Origin of the sequence: Streptomyces thermolilacinus SPC6, assembly GCF_000478605.2 — a bacterium.
GTDB classification, from domain to species: Bacteria; Actinomycetota; Actinomycetes; order Streptomycetales; family Streptomycetaceae; genus Streptomyces; species Streptomyces thermolilacinus.
Map to the genome: position 1 here is coordinate 1,266,675 of NZ_ASHX02000001.1, position 17,516 is coordinate 1,284,190.

Annotated in this window: 14 protein-coding genes; 9 read left to right on the forward strand and 5 right to left on the reverse strand. The window is 72.4% G+C overall.

The window, feature by feature from the left end; all coding sequences use genetic code 11:
* Window positions 1–39: 39 nt before the first annotated feature.
* The 5 genes from J116_RS05245 (at window position 40) to J116_RS05265 (ending at window position 6,843) form a co-directional block, all read left to right on the forward strand.
* On the forward strand, window positions 40–831 hold the full coding sequence (locus J116_RS05245) for an alpha/beta fold hydrolase (RefSeq protein ID WP_139140464.1): 792 nt from the start codon (window positions 40–42) through the stop codon (window positions 829–831).
* An 11-nt stretch (window positions 832–842) separates the two neighbouring features.
* The gene (locus J116_RS05250; RefSeq protein ID WP_023586040.1) at window positions 843–1,631 is read left to right on the forward strand and encodes an alpha/beta hydrolase; all 789 of its coding nucleotides are present in this window, start codon (window positions 843–845) and stop codon (window positions 1,629–1,631) included.
* A 1,006-nt stretch (window positions 1,632–2,637) separates the two neighbouring features.
* Complete coding sequence (locus tag J116_RS05255; protein WP_023586041.1) at window positions 2,638–4,215, forward strand: pectate lyase family protein; 1,578 nt, start codon at window positions 2,638–2,640, stop codon at window positions 4,213–4,215.
* Between the two features lie 228 nt (window positions 4,216–4,443).
* The gene (locus J116_RS05260) at window positions 4,444–5,952 is read left to right on the forward strand and encodes a DUF4246 domain-containing protein (RefSeq protein WP_023586042.1); all 1,509 of its coding nucleotides are present in this window, start codon (window positions 4,444–4,446) and stop codon (window positions 5,950–5,952) included.
* A 165-nt stretch (window positions 5,953–6,117) separates the two neighbouring features.
* The gene (locus tag J116_RS05265) at window positions 6,118–6,843 is read left to right on the forward strand and encodes a thioesterase II family protein (protein ID WP_023586043.1); all 726 of its coding nucleotides are present in this window, start codon (window positions 6,118–6,120) and stop codon (window positions 6,841–6,843) included.
* Here J116_RS05265 and J116_RS05270 read toward each other — a convergent pair.
* Window positions 6,807–8,180, reverse strand: coding sequence for a class II 3-deoxy-7-phosphoheptulonate synthase (locus J116_RS05270; protein WP_023586044.1), 1,374 nt, complete (start codon window positions 8,178–8,180; stop codon window positions 6,807–6,809). The genes J116_RS05265 and J116_RS05270 overlap by 37 nt on opposite strands.
* Before the next feature lie 182 nt (window positions 8,181–8,362).
* Here J116_RS05270 and J116_RS05275 point away from each other — a divergent pair, with 182 nt between their 5' ends.
* Both J116_RS05275 and J116_RS05280 read left to right on the forward strand, forming a co-directional pair.
* Window positions 8,363–9,889 (forward strand): anthranilate synthase component I family protein, encoded by a 1,527-nt coding sequence (locus J116_RS05275; protein ID WP_028963702.1) that lies wholly within the window; start codon window positions 8,363–8,365, stop codon window positions 9,887–9,889.
* Window positions 9,886–10,509, forward strand: a complete 624-nt coding sequence (locus J116_RS05280) for an anthranilate synthase component II (protein ID WP_023586046.1) — start codon at window positions 9,886–9,888, stop codon at window positions 10,507–10,509. Before J116_RS05275 ends, J116_RS05280 begins: the two co-directional genes overlap by 4 nt.
* Here the strand turns inward: J116_RS05280 and pdxR are convergent.
* Window positions 10,484–11,878 carry a MocR-like pyridoxine biosynthesis transcription factor PdxR gene (pdxR, locus tag J116_RS05285; RefSeq protein WP_023586047.1) on the reverse strand — a complete coding sequence of 465 codons (1,395 nt, stop codon included), beginning with the start codon at window positions 11,876–11,878 and terminating at the stop codon, window positions 10,484–10,486. The genes J116_RS05280 and pdxR overlap by 26 nt on opposite strands.
* A gap of 115 nt (window positions 11,879–11,993) precedes the next feature.
* On the opposite strand from pdxR, the gene trpD reads away from it, so the two are divergent.
* Window positions 11,994–13,085 (forward strand): anthranilate phosphoribosyltransferase, encoded by a 1,092-nt coding sequence (gene trpD / locus J116_RS05290; RefSeq protein ID WP_028963703.1) that lies wholly within the window; start codon window positions 11,994–11,996, stop codon window positions 13,083–13,085.
* Window positions 13,086–13,415: 330 nt separating this feature from the next.
* On the opposite strand, the gene trpC is transcribed toward trpD, so the two are convergent.
* Entirely contained in the window at window positions 13,416–14,219 is an 804-nt protein-coding gene (gene trpC / locus J116_RS05295; RefSeq protein ID WP_023586049.1) for an indole-3-glycerol phosphate synthase TrpC, read from the reverse strand.
* 163 nt (window positions 14,220–14,382) lie between these two features.
* Between trpC and J116_RS05300 the strand changes: the two genes are divergently transcribed.
* Window positions 14,383–15,201, forward strand: coding sequence for an FkbM family methyltransferase (locus tag J116_RS05300; RefSeq protein ID WP_028963704.1), 819 nt, complete (start codon window positions 14,383–14,385; stop codon window positions 15,199–15,201).
* 58 nt (window positions 15,202–15,259) lie between these two features.
* Here J116_RS05300 and J116_RS05305 read toward each other — a convergent pair whose 3' ends face one another.
* Both J116_RS05305 and J116_RS05310 read right to left on the reverse strand, forming a co-directional pair.
* Complete coding sequence (locus J116_RS05305) at window positions 15,260–16,225, reverse strand: TauD/TfdA family dioxygenase (protein ID WP_023586051.1); 966 nt, start codon at window positions 16,223–16,225, stop codon at window positions 15,260–15,262.
* 1 nt (window position 16,226) lies between these two features.
* The gene (locus J116_RS05310) at window positions 16,227–17,513 is read right to left on the reverse strand and encodes a cytochrome P450 (RefSeq protein ID WP_023586052.1); all 1,287 of its coding nucleotides are present in this window, start codon (window positions 17,511–17,513) and stop codon (window positions 16,227–16,229) included.
* Window positions 17,514–17,516: the final 3 nt, after the last annotated feature.

The window sequence follows — 17,516 nt, forward strand, 5'->3', positions numbered from 1 at the left end:
GGCCGAAGTGAGTCACCGACACCGATCGAGGAACGCGCCGTGAGCCGAACCGAATCCGTGGACGACCTCGTGGAGCGCTTCTACACGGTCGTGAAGCTGCCGCACGACCCGTTCACGAAGGCGTTCCTCAATCGGTGCCGCTCCCACACCGTCAAGGTGAACGGCCGCTTCTACAAGTACTTCCAGAGCGGCAGCGGCCCGACGGTCCTCCTCGTCCACGGCCTGAACACCCATCTGGGCAGCATGGTCGCCCTCGCCGAGGACCTCCTCGCGCAGGGGTACCGGGTGGTGCTGTTCGACGTGCCGCCGCACGGGGAGGCGCTGGGCACCACGGGCGATCCCGCCGAGATCCGCGTTCTGCTGCGCGCCCTGTACGACCGGCTCACCGGCCTGTACGCGGTGGTGGGCCACTCCATGGGCGGCCTGTGGGCCCTGACCGCGTGGCACGCCGGGGTGCCCGCCAGGACCGTGGTGTCGATCTCGTCGCCGCCCGCCAAGATGTTCCTGGTCGAGCGGTTCGCCGAGATGAACGCCCTCGACGACGACCAGGTCCGGGGCGTGGTCGCCCGGATCGAGGCGAGGTTCGGGGAGACGGTGTGGGACGAGTACTCGGCGGTGAGGGCCGCCCGGACGGTTCACGTGCCCGGGCTTGTCGTCCACGGCACGGCCGACGACCACGTACCGCCGGTGCACGCCGGGGAACTGCACGCGAACTGGCGGCACTGCGCCATGGAGCTGGTCGAGGGCGCGGGCCACTTCGACATCGTGGAGTCACCCGAGGTCAGGAAGCTCGTCTCCGCGCATCTGCGGAGTGTGGAAGAGACAAGGTAAGGGGCGATCAATTGGACACCGAGACCACGGAAAAGCTGCGCAGGCTGGCCTTCACGCCGATGCGGACGCAGCCTCCGAACGCCACCCGGCCCATCCTGGAGCAGGCCGCCAAGGAGGTCGAGGTCGTCGACGGCGGCAAGGTGGTCCACTACCTCTGGGGCGAGGGCGAGCGGCGGATCCTGCTGGTCCACGGCTGGGCGGGCAACGCCGGGCACCTGACCGTCCTGGCGGACGCGCTCGCCGCGGCGGGCTGCGCGGTGGTCGTCGCCGACCTCCCGGGCCACGGCGAGTCGGAGGGCGCGGAGTCCTCCGTCATCCACTTCGCCAGGGCGGTCGAGGCGGCCCACGAGCGGTTCGGCCCCTTCCACGCCGTCGTCGCCCACTCGCTGGGCGCCGCGGCCACGACGTACGCCATGTCGCGCGGGGTCACGCTGGAGCGGGCCGTGTTCGTCAACCCCATCAGCAGTTACACGAGCCTGTGGCGCCGCTCCGGTGAGGTGATGCAGGTGTCGCCGAAGGCCATCGGGCAGGTCCGCGCCCGAGCGGAGGAGTGGCTCGGCATCTCCTTCGACGCCATCGAACCGGCTCTCGCGGTCCGCGACTTCACCAGCCGCCTGCTCGTCGTCCACGACGAGAACGACCCGGAGTCGCCGATCACCGACAGCGAGGCACTGGTCGAGGCGTGGGGGGAGGCGGAACTGATGCGGGTCCGCGACCTCGGCCACACGAAGGTCCTCCGTGACGAGTCCGTGCTCCACCGCGCCGTCACCTTCCTCACGGCCCCGGACTCGGGCGCGTAGCGGTACGGCGGTACGACACCGCGCAGGGCGGCCGCGCCAGGGGGCGCGGCCGCCCTGCGGCGTGTTGCGGGAGGCCCTGCGGCTCTGAGGCCTGGGGCCCTGCGGCCCTGGGACCCGTACGCGAGTGTCGAGGAGCCCCCGGTCTCCCCTGGACGCCCGCCGCCCCGACGTGACGCACCACGGTTCGGGCAGCGCCCTGGTCCTTGACGGCACCGCGCGAGGCCGGCCGTCACGGTCGTCAACGTGCAGGCGAGGAGCGTCCATGCCCCCGAGAACCCGCACCCGGGGCGGGGCGGCGAACCGGCACACCGCTACACCCCCGTGGGGATACTCGGCGGCCGGGTCCCGATGCCCGAGGCCCCCCAAGGGCGTCCGCCCCGAAGGACGCTGCCCCGTACGGGCCCGGACGCCCCCGCTCCCCCGCTGACGGCACTGCTCGACCGGCCCACAAGACCTACGGCCCGGAGTTCCGCCACCCGGCCCGGCCCCGGCCCCGTGGAACCGCCCGGCTTCACCTCACCACATGCGGGGCCGTACCCGGTCGATCAGGTAACGGCTCACTGAAAGCCGGAGGGAGCCGGAGTCCGCCGACGGCCGGCACCGCCACCGAACCGGGCGCCGGAAGGCGGTGGACTCCCCAACTGCCGCATCGCGAAGTGGAACCGCTCCCGCACAGAGCCTTGCGGCTTCGAGAGACGTGACCCTATTCTCGCGACCAGAACAGCAAGAAAGCGCTTTCTCCGGGACCTCGGGACGGGCACCGGAGAAGGCGGACACTGCGGCGACCCCTGCCGCGACTTCACGCACGAGCCGCCATCACCCGGCGCGCTGCCCCATCCGGGCCGCCGACGCGCCATTGGAACGCAGGGCGTACATCCCGACGCGGCGCACCACGCGCTCCGTCGCGCCTTCACCGGTGACGGCTTCAGCGACAAGCCGGGCGCGACACCGCCCGACTGTTGAAGAACCAGATATGACATGTACCGGACAACAAAGGTAGGCGAGGATGAGACGACCAGTCGGACTGCGGCTCTACGCGGCGCTGGCCACGACGGCACTGGTGGCCGCGACCGGGGCGGTGCTGACGGCGCCCGAGGCATCCGCGGCGGTCGGCGGCGCCACCGGCTACGCGACCCAGAACGGCGGGACCACCGGCGGCGCGGGCGGGCAGACGGTGCGGGCCACCACGGGCACCGCGATCCACGCGGCGCTGTGCAACCGGGCCAGCAGCAGCACCCCGATCACCATCCAGGTCGAGGGGACCATCAACCACGGCAACACCAGCAAGGTGTCGGGCCCCAGTTGCAGCACCGCCGACGGCGTGATCGAGCTCAAGCAGATCAGCAACGTCACGATCGTCGGAGTCGGCAGCGGCGCCCTGTTCGACCAGGTGGGCATCCACATCCGGGAGGCCCGCAACATCATCATCCAGAACGTGACGGTCCGGAACGTCAAGAAGTCGGGCTCGCCCACGTCCAACGGCGGCGACGCCATCGGCATGGAGAGCAACGTCCGCAACGTCTGGGTCGATCACGTCACGCTGGAGGCGTCGGGCGGGGAGTCGGAGGGCTTCGACGGCCTCTTCGACATGAAGGCCAACACCCAGTACGTGACCCTCTCCTACAGCGTCCTGCGCAACTCCGGCCGCGGCGGACTGGTCGGTTCCAGCGAGAGCGACCTCTCCAACGGCTACATCACCTACCACCACAACCTGTACGAGAACATCGACTCCCGCGCCCCCCTGCTGCGCGGCGGCACGGCCCACATCTACAACAACCACTACGTGCGGCTGAACGAGTCGGGCATCAACTCCCGGGCCGGCGCCCGCGCCAAGGTGGACAACAACTACTTCGAGGACTCCAAGGACGTCCTGGGCACCTTCTACACCGACGCGGCCGGTTACTGGCAGGTCGGCGGCAACGTCTTCGACAACGTGACCTGGTCCAGCCCCGGAACCGACTACAAGCCCGCCGGACCCAACCCCCAGTCCAACACCACGGTCAGCGTCCCCTACGCCTACGCCCTCGACGACGCCCGGTGCGTGCCGGGCATCGTGAGCCAGACCGCGGGCGCGAACAAGGGCCTGCGGGTCTCGGACGGCAGCTGCTCCCCGCAGACGCCGTCCCCGACCCCGACGCCCACCCCGACCAGCCCGACCCCGACTCCGACCCCCACCCCGACGCCCACCCCGACCACGCCGGGTCCGACGTCCCCCTCCGGGACCAACCTCAGCATCGGCGCGGGGTCCGACGGCTCCGGCAAGGCCGACGGGACGAGCTACGGCAACGTGCGTGACGGCAGCATGAGCACGTACTGGTCACCGACCGGTCCGACCGGCGCCATCTCGATCAAGTGGAGCTCCCCCACCACCGTGTCGCTGATCAACATCCGCGAGGCGTCCGGCGCCGTGGGCGCCATCAGGTCCTGGAGGGTGGTCAACGCCGACACCGGCGCCGTCCTGACCTCCGGCAGCGGCGCGGGAGTCATCTCCGTTCCCCGCACCACACTGAGCAAGATCACGTTCGAGATCACCGGCTCGACCGCCACCCCGCGGGTCGCCGAGTACGAGACCTACGCCGGGTAGCCGGACGGCTTGGCGCCTCGCCGCACCGCGGTGACGACGAGGCGGGGCCCAGAGGGCCCGCACACGCGGGCCGGGGACGCACGACCGGAGGCCCGGCGCCGCACCGCGCGCCGGGCCTCCGGCCGGCACCCGGCCGTGCCGCGGACCGCCGCGGGCCACGACGGCCGGGTGTCAGACCGCTCGCGTATCCTTCCCGCCACCGCACACCGACTGGGAGGATCAGAAGAGTTGACCGGCCTGCCCGCCTTCCCGATGCCCTTCGAGGCTTCCCGTTCGCTGTCGCTCGCGCCGCCCCGGACACTGCGGGAGCTTCAGATGACGCAGTTCAGCTCACGTATCCGGGAGAAGCCCGGATGGTACGACAAGATGCACGACGCCGACATCGTCGCCAGGTGGACGCAGGAGGCGCTCACCCAGGGCCTCACCGAGGCGCAGGTCCGCTACGTGCTCGCCGAACTCGCGCACTACGCCGCGCTGCGGGATGACCGAACCGGCGCCGAGGTCTCCGGGGTCGACGGGGTGTGGCAGTCGGACACCCTGATCGACGAGGGGCTCAGGTCCCGGCTGCGCGAGGCGGTCCGGGTCCTGGAACAGGTCCCCGAGGAGGAGAAGGACTGGCATCCGGGGTCCGACGGCCAGGTGCTGGATCTGGTTCATCCCTCACTGTTCTGCCTGGTGCGAGAGGTCAGCGGCGCGCCCGAGCAGACTTGGCGGAACCCGACGAACCTCTACTCGAAGCACGAGTTCTCCGAGAGGTTCCAGTGGCTGCCCACGGACGTCGACGTCAGTGACGACGGCGACGTCACCTTCCGTTCCTACGTGAACAACGTCCACCCCGAGAAACATCGCGAACTGGCCGACGTGCTGCCGGAGTTGTTCGCGCGCTTCCGCCCCCTGCTGGAGAACGCGCTCACCGACCTGCGCCATCCGCGGCCCCCGCGGATCGAGGCCGATCCCTTCGGTTGGTACGACTCGGAGCCGGAGTACCCGGACAAGTCCTCCTACAGTGACGACGCGGCCTACGGGGAAGCCGTCCGCGCGTGGGAAGCGGCCTACGACGACTGGCGGCAGAACCGCCGCCCGATCGTCCCGGACGCCCCGGCCTTCACCCCGCCCGAGGTGCCCGGCGATTCCGCGCGGGTCGACCTGCGCGGCCGCCGTCTCCAGGTCATAGTCAAGCTGGCCACCATCCACCTCACCCCGGACAAGCCCGAGTACCCCGGCGGCTCCTGGCATGTCGAGGGGATGCTGAACGAGCGGATCGTCTCGACCGGCATCTACTACTGGGACAGCGAGAACATCACCGAGAGCCGGCTGGGTTTCCGGGCGGCAGTCGACGACCCGTACTACGAGCAGAACGACGACGACGGGGTGCGGGAGGTCTACGGCCTGGAGAACGAGGACGCGCTGAACCAGGTGCTGGGAGCGGCATGGACCCCGGCGGGCCGCTGCCTGGCGTTCCCGAACGTCCTGCAACACCGCGTCGAATCGTTCCGTCTCATGGACCCCACCCGCCCGGGACACCGCAAGATCCTCGCGTTCTTCCTGGTCGACCCGTCGGAGGCGATCGTCTCGACGTCCGATGTGCCCCCGCAGCAGCCGTGGTCGGACACGACGACCATGACCCTCGAACAGGCCAGGAGGTTCCGCGAAGAGCTCATGCGGGAGCGCAAGTTCTTCGTCGCCGAGCACAACGAGCAGCTCTACGAGCGGGAGTTCTCCCTCTGCGAGCACTGAGCCCGGTCCACCCCGGCGTCCGGGAGCACGAGGGCGTGGACGCCCGGGACGAGGACACGAGGCGGCGCGGCCGGGCGGGGGCGGGGTGGCTGCGTCAGCGGCGTGTCAGTCCCGCTCTGGATCGTGGAGGCGACACACACGACGCGGGGCCTTGGGGGCAGGAAGATGTGGATACAGTGCGTCGAGCCACGGCCGTTCGCGGACCGGCGGCTGATCTGTTTCCCGCATGCCGGCGGCTCGCCCTACTTCTTCCGCGCCTGGGGCAAGGCCCTCACCGGGTTCGAGGTCCACGCCGTGTGCTACCCGGGCCGTGCCGAACGCGTCGCGGAGCCCCCCGCCACGGAGCTCACCGCGATGGCCGCCGACATCGCCGCGTCGCTGCTCCCCTGGGCGGACGACCGGCCCACCGTGTTCTTCGGTCACAGCATGGGGGCGATCGTCGGGTACGAGGTGGTGCGGGCGCTGGAGGACGAGGGGGTCCAGGTGGCGCACTTCGTCGCCTCGGGCGCCCGGGCGCCGCACCTGCTGCGGCCGGACCCGGACGCGGCCACCACCTGGGACGACGAGTCGGTCGTGCGGACGCTCATGGAACTGGGCGGCACCGACGCCGAACTGCTGGGCAACCCGGCCTTCGTGAAGCTGGTCATGCCCTACATCGGCGCCGACTTCCGCATGCTGGCCTCGTACCGGCCGAGCATGAGCGCACCGCTGCGGTGCCCCGTCACCTCGCTGGTCGGGGACCGCGACCCCAAGGTCGGGATCGAGGACGTCGCCGCGTGGCGGGACCGGACGCGGGGGCCGTTCCGGTACCGGACGTTCCCCGGCGACCACTTCTACCTGGCCGGGGAGCCGCCCTACACGGTCATCGACGAGGCGCCGGCCGGGGCCTGAGCACCGTCCCGGTCCCGGTACATCTCGGCGAGGAGGAACGCCAGGTCCAGCGACTGGGTGTGGTTCAGGCGCGGGTCGCAGGCCGTCTCGTAGCGGTGGTGCAGGTTCTCGGGCAGCACCGCGTTGCCGCCTCCGACGCACTCGGTGACGTCGTCGCCGGTGAGTTCGACGTGCACGCCGCCCGGATGGGTGCCCAGCTCCCGGTGGACCTCCACGAAGCCGCGCACCTCGTCGAGGATCGTGTCGAAGCTGCGGGTCTTGTGTCCGCTGGGCGCCGTCACGGTGTTGCCGTGCATCGGGTCGCTGACCCAGCAGACGAGGGCGCCCTCGGCGGTGACCTTCTCGATCAGGTCGGGCAGCACGTCCCGGACCCGGTCGGCGCCGGCACGGACCACGAAGGTCAGCCTGCCGGGCTCGCGCCGGGGGTCGAGCCGGTCGACGAGGCCGAGCACGGTGTCGGGGGTGGTGGTCGGGCCGAGCTTGACGGCGATGGGGTTGTGCACACGGGAGAAGTACTCGACGTGGGCGCCGCCGAGGTCGCGGGTCCGCTCGCCGATCCACAACAGGTGGCCGCTGGTGGCGTAGGTGCGGTCGGTGTCCGGCTCGGCGCGGGTGAGGGCCGACTCGTAGTCGAGCAGCAGGCCCTCGTGGCCGACGAAGAACTCGGCCGTTCCCAGCTCACCGGTGTCCACGCCGCACGCCTGCATGAAGGCGAGGCTGCGCTCGATCTCGTCCGTGAGCTTCTCGTATCGCTCACCGGCCCGCGAGTCCGCGACGAACCCCCGGTTCCAGGCGTGCACCTGCCGCAGGTCGGCGAAACCGCCGGTGGTGAGGGCCCGTACCAGATTGAGGGTCATGGCGGAGCTCTCGTACATCCGCCGCATGCGCCACGGGTCGGGGCGCCGCGCCTCGGCCGTGAACTCCAGGCCGTTGACGGCGTCGCCCCGGTAGGAGGGCAGCTCCGTGCCGTCGCGTCTCTCGACCGGTGAGGAGCGGGGCTTGGCGTACTGGCCGGCCATCCGGCCGATCTTGACGACGGGCATGGCGGTGGCGTACGTGAGGACGACGGCCATCTGGAGCAGCGTCCGCAGCTTGCCGCGTATCGCGTCGGCGGTGACCCGCTCGAAGGTCTCGGCGCAGTCTCCGCCCTGGAGGAGCACCGCCTCCCCCCGGGCGACCGCCGCCATGCGGCGGCGCAGCAGGTCGCACTCGGCGGCGAAGACCAGCGGGGGCACGGCGCTCAGCCACTCGGTCGCGGCGCGCAGTTCCGTCTGGTCCGGCCACGGCGGCTGCTGGGCGGCGGGTAAGGCCCGCCAGGATTCGGTGGGTGAATTCATCGGTTCGGGTTCCCTTCACTGTTGCTGAATCGCCGGGTGGGAAACACCGATCAGCTCAGTGCAACGGGCCTACGGGGTCAAGGGATCGGCCAAGTGGTCCGCATGAGCGCCGGTTGATTGGTCTGGCACGGCCGCCGCACCCGCTGTTTTGCTGATCGCACGGATTTCGACGGGAGTTCACCATGCGAAGAGCGGAACACATCGCGGTGCGGGTCACCGCGACCCGGTTGCCCCAGCACGATTCCCTCGGTGTGTACGAGCGGCTGCGCGCGGCTCGCGGGGAGGAGGACGTCTTCCTCTTCGAGAGCGTGGACGGTGCCGAGCCCGACCGCCGGTGGGCCGTTGTCGGCTTCGGGCGCCTGGCGGAGATCCGGGTGTTCGGCGGTCACGTCGAGATCGACGGCGTCCCCGGCGTGGTGGGGCCCCTGCTGTCGGCCGCCGAGGGGGCGGGCCTGCGGCCGGAGGTGTCGGCGCCGGGCGGGCCGGGGCACCGGCTCGCCCTGCCCGGGGACGGCGGCCGGGTGTGGGAGCTGCTGGCGCGGGCGCAGGGGCTGTTCGACGTCGCCACGGACGTCCCCGTCACGTCGTACGCCTTCGGGTTCCTGACCTCGTTCGCGTACGAGTCGGTCTGGCACATGGAGACGCTGCCCGCCAGGACGAAGGCCCCGAACGGGCCCGACATCACGCTCACCCTGTTCCGGGACACCGTCTGGTACGACCTGACGACGGGTGAGGCCCGGCTGTTGCGCGCCGAGAGCGCCGCGTTCCCGCGGCGGGCCGACGGCGCCCCGGACGAGGTCGTGGCGATGGCCCGCGAAGCGGCCCGGGAGCGGGCCGACGGGCGCCCGGCGGCCGTCCCCGAGGCGCCCGCCCCGCTGTCGGTGAGCGACAGCGTCAGCCGCGAGACGTTCCTGGAGTGGGCGGACATCTGCCTGGAGCACATCCGGGTCGGTGACATCTACCAGATCCAGATCGGCCACCGCATCGATGTGAGGACGACGCTGACGCCGGTCGACGTGTACCGGCGGCTGCGCGCCCGCAACCCCTCCCCGTACATGTACCTGATGCCCCGGGCGGGCAGCACGCTGATCGGCGCCAGCCCGGAGCTGTTCTTCCGGATCGAGGGCGACGAGATCCTGATGCGCCCGATCGCGGGGACCGCGCGGCGCGGCGCGGACGAGGAGGAGAACCAGCGGCGCGTGAAGGAGATGCGCGAGAGCGTCAAGGAGCAGGCGGAGCACATCATGCTCGTCGACCTGTGCCGCAACGACATCGGCCGGGTGAGCCGGCCCAGCACCCAGCCGGTGGACCGGCTGATGGCGGTGGAGAGCTACTCCCACGTCTTCCACCTGGTCTCGACGGTGTCCGGCCGTCTGGAGGAGGGCGTCGACACCTGGCAGGCGGTACGCGCGACGTTCCCGGCGGGGACGATGACGGGCGCGCCGAAGGTGCGGGCCATGGAGATCATCGACGGTCTGGAGCGGGAGCGGCGCGGGAGCTACGCGGGGGCGGTCGGGCTGGCCGACGTGCGCGGGTGGAGCGAGTTCGCGCTGTGCATCCGCACGGTCGAGTACGACGGGACGACGTACTCGACGCAGAGCTCGGCGGGCATGGTGGCCCAGTCGGAGCCGGAGGCGGAGTGGCGGGAGACGCTGGCGAAGATGGGGGCCGCCCACTGGGCGCTGACCGGTGAGGAGCTGCTGCCGTGAGCGAGCCGAGGGTTCTGCTGATCGACGCGTACGACAGTTTCGTCCACATCATCGACCAGTATCTGCGCACGCTGGGCGCCCGGACCGAGGTGGTGCGGTCGCTGACCCGCTCTCCGGAGGAGCTGGTCGCCTCCCGCCCCGACGCGGTGGTCCTCGGGCCCGGGCCCGGGCACCCCGCCGAGTCCGGCCATGTCGAGCTGGTGCACCGGTTCGCCGGGCGGGTGCCGCTGCTCGGGGTGTGCCTGGGCCACCAGGCGATCGCGCTGGCCCACGGCGGGCGGGTCGAGGTCGCCGACCAGGTGATGCACGGGCGGACCAGCACGGTGCGGCACGACGGGGCGGGGGTGTTCGCGGGGCTGGGCCACACGCTGGAGGCCACCCGGTACCACTCGCTGGTGGTCGCCGAGCCGCTGCCGGACGACCTGGTGACCACGGCCGTCGCCGTTGATCACGGCTATGTGATGGGCCTGCGGCACCGCACGCTGCCCGTCGAGGGCGTGCAGTTCCACCCGGAGAGCATCATGACGACCGGTGGGCTGACCATCATGGAGAACTTCCTGGCGACGGCCCGTGGCAGCGGCGCGACGGCGGCCCTCAGCGGGGGCGGCACGCCTCGCTGAGGGCCCGGACGGCCTCCGCCACGCCGGAGCGCGGCAGGTGCGCGTGGCCCACCACCAGCGCGGGCGCGTCCCAACGGGGCCGGACGTGGAAGGCGGCGCCGCCGCGCACCACGACCGAGCGGCGCGGCGCCGCGGCCACGAGCGCCGCCTCGTCGGTGTGGCGGGGCAACGTGACGTAGGCGTGCAGTCCCGCCGCCCGGCCGATGACCGAGGCGCCCGGCAGGAACCGGCGCACCGCCTCCTCCAGGGCGTCGCGGCGGTCACGGCAGCGGGCGTTGAGGCGGCGCAGGTGGCGGTCGAACAGTCCGCCGCGCAGCAGTTCGGCGAAGGCCAGCTGGGTGAGGCTCTCGGTGCCGAGGTCGAGGCGGGCTCGGGCGCGCAGCAGCCGTGCGAGCAGGTCGGGTGGCGCGGCCAGCCAGCCCAGGCGCAGCCCGGGGGCGAGCGACTTGCTGGCCGTGCCCGCGTACACGACGTGGTCGGGGGCCAGCCGCTGGAGGGCGAGGGGGCGCGGGCCGCGCTCGTACCACAGGCCGCCGTCGTAGTCGTCCTCCACGACCAGGCCGCCGACGTCGCGCGCCCAGCGGACGAGTGCCTCGCGGCGGTGCTCGGAGAGGGCGCCGCCGGTGGGGAACTGGTGCGCGGGGGTGACCAGGACCGCGCGCACCCCGGTCGCGGCGAGCGCCTCGACGTCGATGCCGTCCTCGTCGACCGGGACGGGCACGGGGCGCAGCCCGGTCTCCCGGATGAACTGCCGCTGGCCGGGGTGGCCCGGGTCCTCGATGCCGATCGCGTCGACGCCGTCCTGGCCCAGCACGGTGCACAGCAGTCCCAGGGCCTGCGAGAACCCGGCGACGACCATGACCTGGTCGGCGGTCGTGCGCACGCCGCGCACCCGGCCGAGGTAGCGGGCGAGCTCGACGCGCAGCCCCGGTTCGCCCGCGAGCGGGGGGTAGCCGTGGTCGGCCGGGGTCGCGGAGTGCAGGACGCGCTGGTAGCAGCCGAGCCATTCGCGGCGCGGGAAGGGCGGCAGGTTGCGGCCGCCGGTGCGCAGGTCCCAGCGGACGGCGGGCACATGGCCCTCGTCCAGCAGCGTCGGTACGACGGGCGGCGTGGCGCCGATGTGGGCGACGACCCTGGTTCCGGCGCCCTGGGTGGCCTCCAGGTAGCCCTCGGCGACGAGTTGGCCGTACGCCTCCACGACGACGCTGCGCGAGACGTCCAGGTCGTGGGCGAGCCTGCGGCTGGACGGCAGGCGGGTGCCGGGGTGGAGAATTCCCTCGGCGATCTGCCTCTTGATGAAGCTCTGGATCTGGGCGGTCAGGGATTTCCCGGAATCTCTGACGACCTCGACGGCCATGTGCAGGGCCATGGGCCCTTCCCCCTTCGGATTGGTCCGTATTTCTCAGCGGGCAGTGGTCTGGTGGGTGTTCTTCGCCATGCGGAGACTGGACGGAGAATTTCCCCTCAGGTGCCGTCCAAGGAGAATTCCCGTGACCGCCGAACCGCAGGTTTCCCGGAGCTGGCCGGAATTGCTGAACGCGCTGCTGGAGCGCAGGAGTCTGTCCGCCGACGACACCGACTGGGCGATGGACGAGGTGATGTCGGGCGCCGCCGGGCCGGTCCGGCTGGCCGGGCTGCTGGTGGCGCTGCGCGCCAAGGGCGAGACGGTCGAGGAGATCGAGGGCCTGGTACGGGCCATGGGACGGCATGCCGTCCCGCTCGACGTGCCCGGGCCGGCGGTGGACATCGTGGGGACCGGCGGGGACGGCTCCAACAGCGTCAACGTCTCCACGATGTCGGCCGTCGTGGCGGCCGGGGCCGGGGCGCGGGTGGTGAAGCACGGCAACCGGTCGGCGTCGTCGGCGTGCGGATCGGCGGATGTGCTGGAGGAGCTGGGCGTGGCGCTGAGCCTGCCCCCGGCCGATGTCGCGGAGGTGGCGGAGGAGACGGGCATCACGTTCTGTTTCGCGCCGGAGTTCCACCCGGCCATGCGGCACGCGGCCGGGCCGCGCCGGGAGCTCGGCGTGCGCACGGTGTTCAACGCGCTGGGCCCGCTGGTCAACCCGGCTTCCCCGGCGGCCATCGCCCTGGGCGTGGCGGACGCGCGGCTGGCGCCCCTGCTGGCGGGCGTGCTGGCGCGGCGGGGGGTCTCGGCGCTGGTGTTCCGGGGTGATGACGGTATGGACGAGCTGACGGTCACCACGACCTCCACGGTCTGGTCGGTGAGCGGTTCGACGGTGCGTACGGAGGTGTTCGACCCGCGGGACCTCGGCATGGCCCTCGCGCGCCCGGACGCCCTGCGGGGCGGCGACCGGGCACGCAACGCCCATGTGGCCCGCGAGGTGCTCGCCGGGGCGCGCGGCCCGGTGCGGGACGCGGTCCTCCTGTCCGCCGCTGCGGGCCTCGCGGCGCTCGCCGCGTCGGACGGGCGGCCCCCCGGCTCGGTCACCGAGCGGCTGGCGGCCGGTGTGGAACGGGCCGCCGAGTCCATCGACTCGGGCACGGCGGCCGCGGTCCTGGAGCGGTGGGCCGCCGTCACGACGAAGCGGTCACAGGCGGTCGCGGCGGCGGGCTGAGGGCGGGTGCGGATGCTGGTGCGCCGCCTCCCGGCCGGGCTCGGCGACGGGACGACGGTGTCCCCGGAAGGGCGGGCGCGTACGACGACGGTGGCGGGCGGTTGGGAGCGGGTGGAGCGGCGGGCCGAGCGGGGGCTGGCCCCGCACAGGGCAGCCCCCGGAGTGCGGGGCCACGTACAGGGCCGCCCCCAGCGTACTGAGCCGCGCACAGGGCAGCCCCCGGAATACGGAGCCCCGCACGGGGCCGCCCCGGGGTGCGGGGCCACCGGCAGCGGGCCACCCCATGCGCGCGGAGCCCCGCCCACCGGTGCCGGGGCGCCCGCCGCGGCGTCAGTGCGCGCCGAGCACCGGGCGGGTGGCGGTGAGCAGGGAGGCGAGCGTCGCGCGGGGGTCGGGGCCCGTGACGAGGGCTTCACCGACCAGGACCACGTCGGCGCCGGCCATCGCGTACCCGGCGACGTCGACCGGGCCGCGCACCCCCGACTCGGCGACCTTGACGACGTCGTCCGGGAGGTAGGGCGCCACCCGCGCGAACGTCCCCCGGTCCACGTCCAGGGTCCGCAGGTCGCGCGCGTTGACGCCGACCACCGGGGCCCCGGTGGCGGCGGCCCGCTCCGCCTCCGCCTCGTCGTGCACCTCCACGAGCGGCGTCAGGCCGATCTCCGTGGCCAGCGCGACGAGGTCGGCCAGCAGGGGCTGGTCCAGCGCGGCGACGATCAGCAGCGCCAGGTCGGCGCCGTGCGCCCGGGCCTCCCAGAGCTGGTAGGCGCCGACGATGAAGTCCTTGCGCAGCACGGGGACGGAGACCCGCGCCCGGACCGCGTCCAGGTCGTCCAGCGAACCGCCGAAGCGGCGCTGTTCCGTCAGGACGCTGATCGCGGCGGCGCCTCCGGCCGCGTACTCGGCCGCGAGGGCCGCCGGGTCGGCGATCTCGGCGAGCGCGCCCTTGGAGGGGCTGGCCCGCTTCACCTCCGCGATGACCGCGGGCCCCTCCCCCGCGCGCAGCAGGGCGGCGCAGTCCACCGGGGGTCCTGCGGCGGCCGCCCGTTCGCGCAGTGCCGCCTCGGGCACCTTCCTGCGGCGTACCGCCAGATCGGCACGCACTCCTTCGACGATCTCCTCGAGAACGCTCATCGTGTCTCCCCCGACCGGTTGGCTGAGGACCGACCCTAGGGAGGCGGGCGGCGCTCGGCCACCTCCTTAAGGGCCCGGCGAAAGACCCCGGTGGCGGCCCCGGCCGGGCCGTGACCGGCATCAGCCCGCCGTCAGCGCGCTTCGGCACGCTGTCAGGCGCCGTATGCCCGCGACCAGTCAGGAGAGCGCCATGGGGATCGACCCGAGCCGGATCGCCGGCGTCAACGCGCACGAGACCGCGTTCCTCTACGAGGAGATCTTCGTCCGCCGGGCCTACCTCCCCGACGGGATGACCCTCCCGCCGGACGCCGTGGTCTTCGACGTGGGGGCGAACATCGGGCTCTACTCGCTGTTCGCGCGCACGGTGTGCCCGGACGCCACGATCCACGCCTTCGAGCCGCTGCCTCCGGTCTTCGAGAAGCTGGAGCGGAACATGGCCGCGTACGGCGTGCCGGCGAAGCTGCACCGGTGCGCGCTGTCCGACACCGACGGCGAGGCGGACTTCACCTTCTACCCCGGCTACACGACGATGTCGGCGCGCTCCTCGCACGCCGCGACGGAGGCGGACCGGGAGTTCATCAAGCGCCAGGTGCTCGACAAGCCCGCGGCCGCGGAGCTGGGCGAGGACGTGGAGCTGCTGGACGAGATGCTGGCGTTCCAGTTCCGGGAGGTGCCGTACGTGTGCCCGACCCGGCGGCTGTCGGACGTGATCGCGCGGGAGGGCGTGGACCGCGTCGACATGCTGAAGGTGGACGTCCAGCGGGCCGAGGCCGAGGTGCTGCGCGGGGTGGACGAGGCGCACTGGCCGCTGATCCGGCGGATCGCGCTGGAGGTGCACGACGAGCCGGGCACGGCCACGGAGGGCCGTCTCGAGGTGCTGTGCGCCGAACTGCGCGACCGGGGGTTCGCGGTCGCGCCGCTCGGGGACGACGGTCTGGTGGAGTCGGGCCGCTACTCGGTCTTCGCCTCGCGCCGCCCCTGACAGCGCCGTGGAGGCCCGGTCGCGGCGACCGGGCCTCCGTACGCGGCACAGGCGTGGGTCACGTCATCGAGACGACGACCTTGCGGGGTCCCGTGTACGCCTCCCGCCCGTGCAGCACCGACATATTGGCGACGATCATGATGTCGCCGGGCCGCCACGGCTCGACGAGCCTGTTGCGCGCCGCGGCCGCCCGCACCTCGGCGAGGTCCTCCTCCGGGATGGGCGTGCCGTCGCCGTACGTCACCCAGTGCGGCAGGTCGTCGACGTCGCCGATCAGCGACAGCAGCGTCTCGCCCTCGTCGCCCGGCAGGTTCGACGGGTGCCACTGGTCGGCCTGGTTGAACCAGACGCCCCGGCCGCTGAGCGGGTTCACGCGGATGCCCGGGCGGTGCTGGCTGACGCGCAGGCCGCCCTCGGGGGTCCAGCGGTACTCCGCCTCCGACGCCTCCAGGAACTCCTCGACCACACCGCGGTCACCGGTCTCGAAGGTGTCCTGCCACGACTTGCCGAGCCCCAGCCCGCCGTGCAGGTGCTGCCGGTAGACGACGCCCGACTCGAAGCGCTCCCTGACCCCCGGGTCGAGGTCCTCCAGCAGGGCGTGGCCGTCGCAGACCGGGGTGGCCCCGCCGGTCTCCGGCGCCACCAGGCAGCAGAAGAACAGCCGGCTGGGCCAGCGGTGGGCGTAGGACAGCTCGTTGTGCAGCGAGATGTCGAAGCGCGCCGGGTACTCGGTCGACGTGAAGACGCCGTCGGCGACCGTCACGCGCGGGGTGTTCCCGCCCCGGTAGCTGTCGATCAGCGGGTCGCCGAAGACGGTGACGGCCCGGTGGAACGCGTCGGCGTCGGCCACACCGAGCCCGCGCAGCATCACCGCGCCGCACGTGGTGAGCAGCTCCTCCACCCGGTGGCGCGCCTCGGCGAGCCCGCCGGTGTCCCGTGACCCGGCGTGCTCCTCGATGTGCAGGACGGCGAGGGTGGTGCCGCCCGCCGTCCGTCTCTCCTCCCGCATCCCGGCGTCCCCCATGTCACCCCGTCACCTTCCCCGCCGCGGCCGGCGTCGCCGGTTCGGCGGTGAGGGCGACGGGCAGTCCGCTGTACCCGTGCACGAAGTTGGAGTAGAGGCGCTGCGGCGGGCCCTGGAGCCGGATGCCGGAGACCATGGTGCGCAGCGCGTCGACCATGGCGTTGACATGGACCCGGCCGAGGAAGGCCCCGAGGCAGAAGTGCGGCCCGTGCCCGAACGCCACGTGCTTGTTGGGTGTGCGGCCGATGTCGAAGCGGTACGGGTCGTCGAAGACGTCCTCGTCGAAGTTGGCCGAGCTGTTCCACAGGGTGATGACGTCCCCGGCCCGGATCACCTGGTCGCGGACGGGTACGTCGACGAGGGCGCGGCGTCCGAAGTGCATGGCGGGGGTGGTCCAGCGCAGCACCTCCTCGGTGGCGCTCTCGACGGTGACCTCGCCGTCCTTGAGCCTGCGCCACTCCTCGGGGTTCTCGGAGAACGCGATGAGGCCGCCGATGGAGGACATGCGGCTGGACTCGTCACCGCCGAGGATGAGGCTGTAGCAGTTGAAGACGATCTCGTCCTCCGACAGCGGCTTGCCGTCGACGGTCGCGGTGGCGAGGGCGCTGATGACGTCGTCGCCGGGGTTGCGGCGGCGTTCGGCGGCCAGTTCGGAGAAGTAGAGCAGGATCTCGTTCCGGGCCACCACCTCGTCGAGCACGCTGTCCTCGGAGCTGTGCCGGGACAGGGTCTGCGTGTTCCACTCGACGAGCCGGTCGCGGTCGGCGGCGGGGACGTCCATGAGGTCGCCGATCGTGTTGATCGGGATGTGGTCGGCGACGTCGGTGACGAAGTCCAGTTCGCCGCGTTCCAGGGCCTGTGCGACCAGTTCCCGGGTGCGGCGGTGGACACCGGCGACGACGGGTTCCAGGACGCGCGGCGAGAACGACTTGAGCATCACGTTGCGGATCTCGCTGTGGCGCGGTCCGTCGGTGACGGCGAGCATCTTGCGGGAGGCGGAGTCCCCGCCCTGGAGCAGGGTGGCCAGCACGTTGCCCTGCTCGGAGGTGAACTGCTTGTTGTCCCGGTAGAGGGTGACGACGTCGGCGTATGTGGAGATCACCCAGAAACCGGGGACGGGGGTGTCGGTCGCGTGCCAGTGGACGGGGCTCTCGGTGCGGAACCGGCGCCACAGGGCGTGCGGGTCGGTGTCGAGGAACGTCTGCGGGTCGGTGAGGTCGTACGCGCCGAGCGGGGGTGGCGGTGTGGTGCCGGTCGCGCCCGCGGGCGCGGGCTGCTGCGTGGTCATGGC

Excerpts from the sequence above, each read along its gene's own strand:
- J116_RS05255 (WP_023586041.1), top strand. The coding sequence starts at position 2,638 with ATGAGACGACCAGTCGGACTGCGGCTCTACGCGGCGCTGGCCACGACG.
- J116_RS05265 (WP_023586043.1), top strand. The coding sequence starts at position 6,118 with ATGTGGATACAGTGCGTCGAGCCACGGCCGTTCGCGGACCGGCGGCTG.
- J116_RS05270 (WP_023586044.1), bottom strand. The coding sequence starts at position 8,180 with ATGAATTCACCCACCGAATCCTGGCGGGCCTTACCCGCCGCCCAGCAG.
- J116_RS05275 (WP_028963702.1), top strand. The coding sequence starts at position 8,363 with ATGCGAAGAGCGGAACACATCGCGGTGCGGGTCACCGCGACCCGGTTG.
- pdxR (WP_023586047.1), bottom strand. The coding sequence starts at position 11,878 with ATGGCCCTGCACATGGCCGTCGAGGTCGTCAGAGATTCCGGGAAATCC.
- trpC (WP_023586049.1), bottom strand. The coding sequence starts at position 14,219 with ATGAGCGTTCTCGAGGAGATCGTCGAAGGAGTGCGTGCCGATCTGGCG.
- J116_RS05300 (WP_028963704.1), top strand. The coding sequence starts at position 14,383 with ATGCCCGCGACCAGTCAGGAGAGCGCCATGGGGATCGACCCGAGCCGG.
- J116_RS05305 (WP_023586051.1), bottom strand. The coding sequence starts at position 16,225 with ATGGGGGACGCCGGGATGCGGGAGGAGAGACGGACGGCGGGCGGCACC.
- J116_RS05310 (WP_023586052.1), bottom strand. The coding sequence starts at position 17,513 with ATGACCACGCAGCAGCCCGCGCCCGCGGGCGCGACCGGCACCACACCG.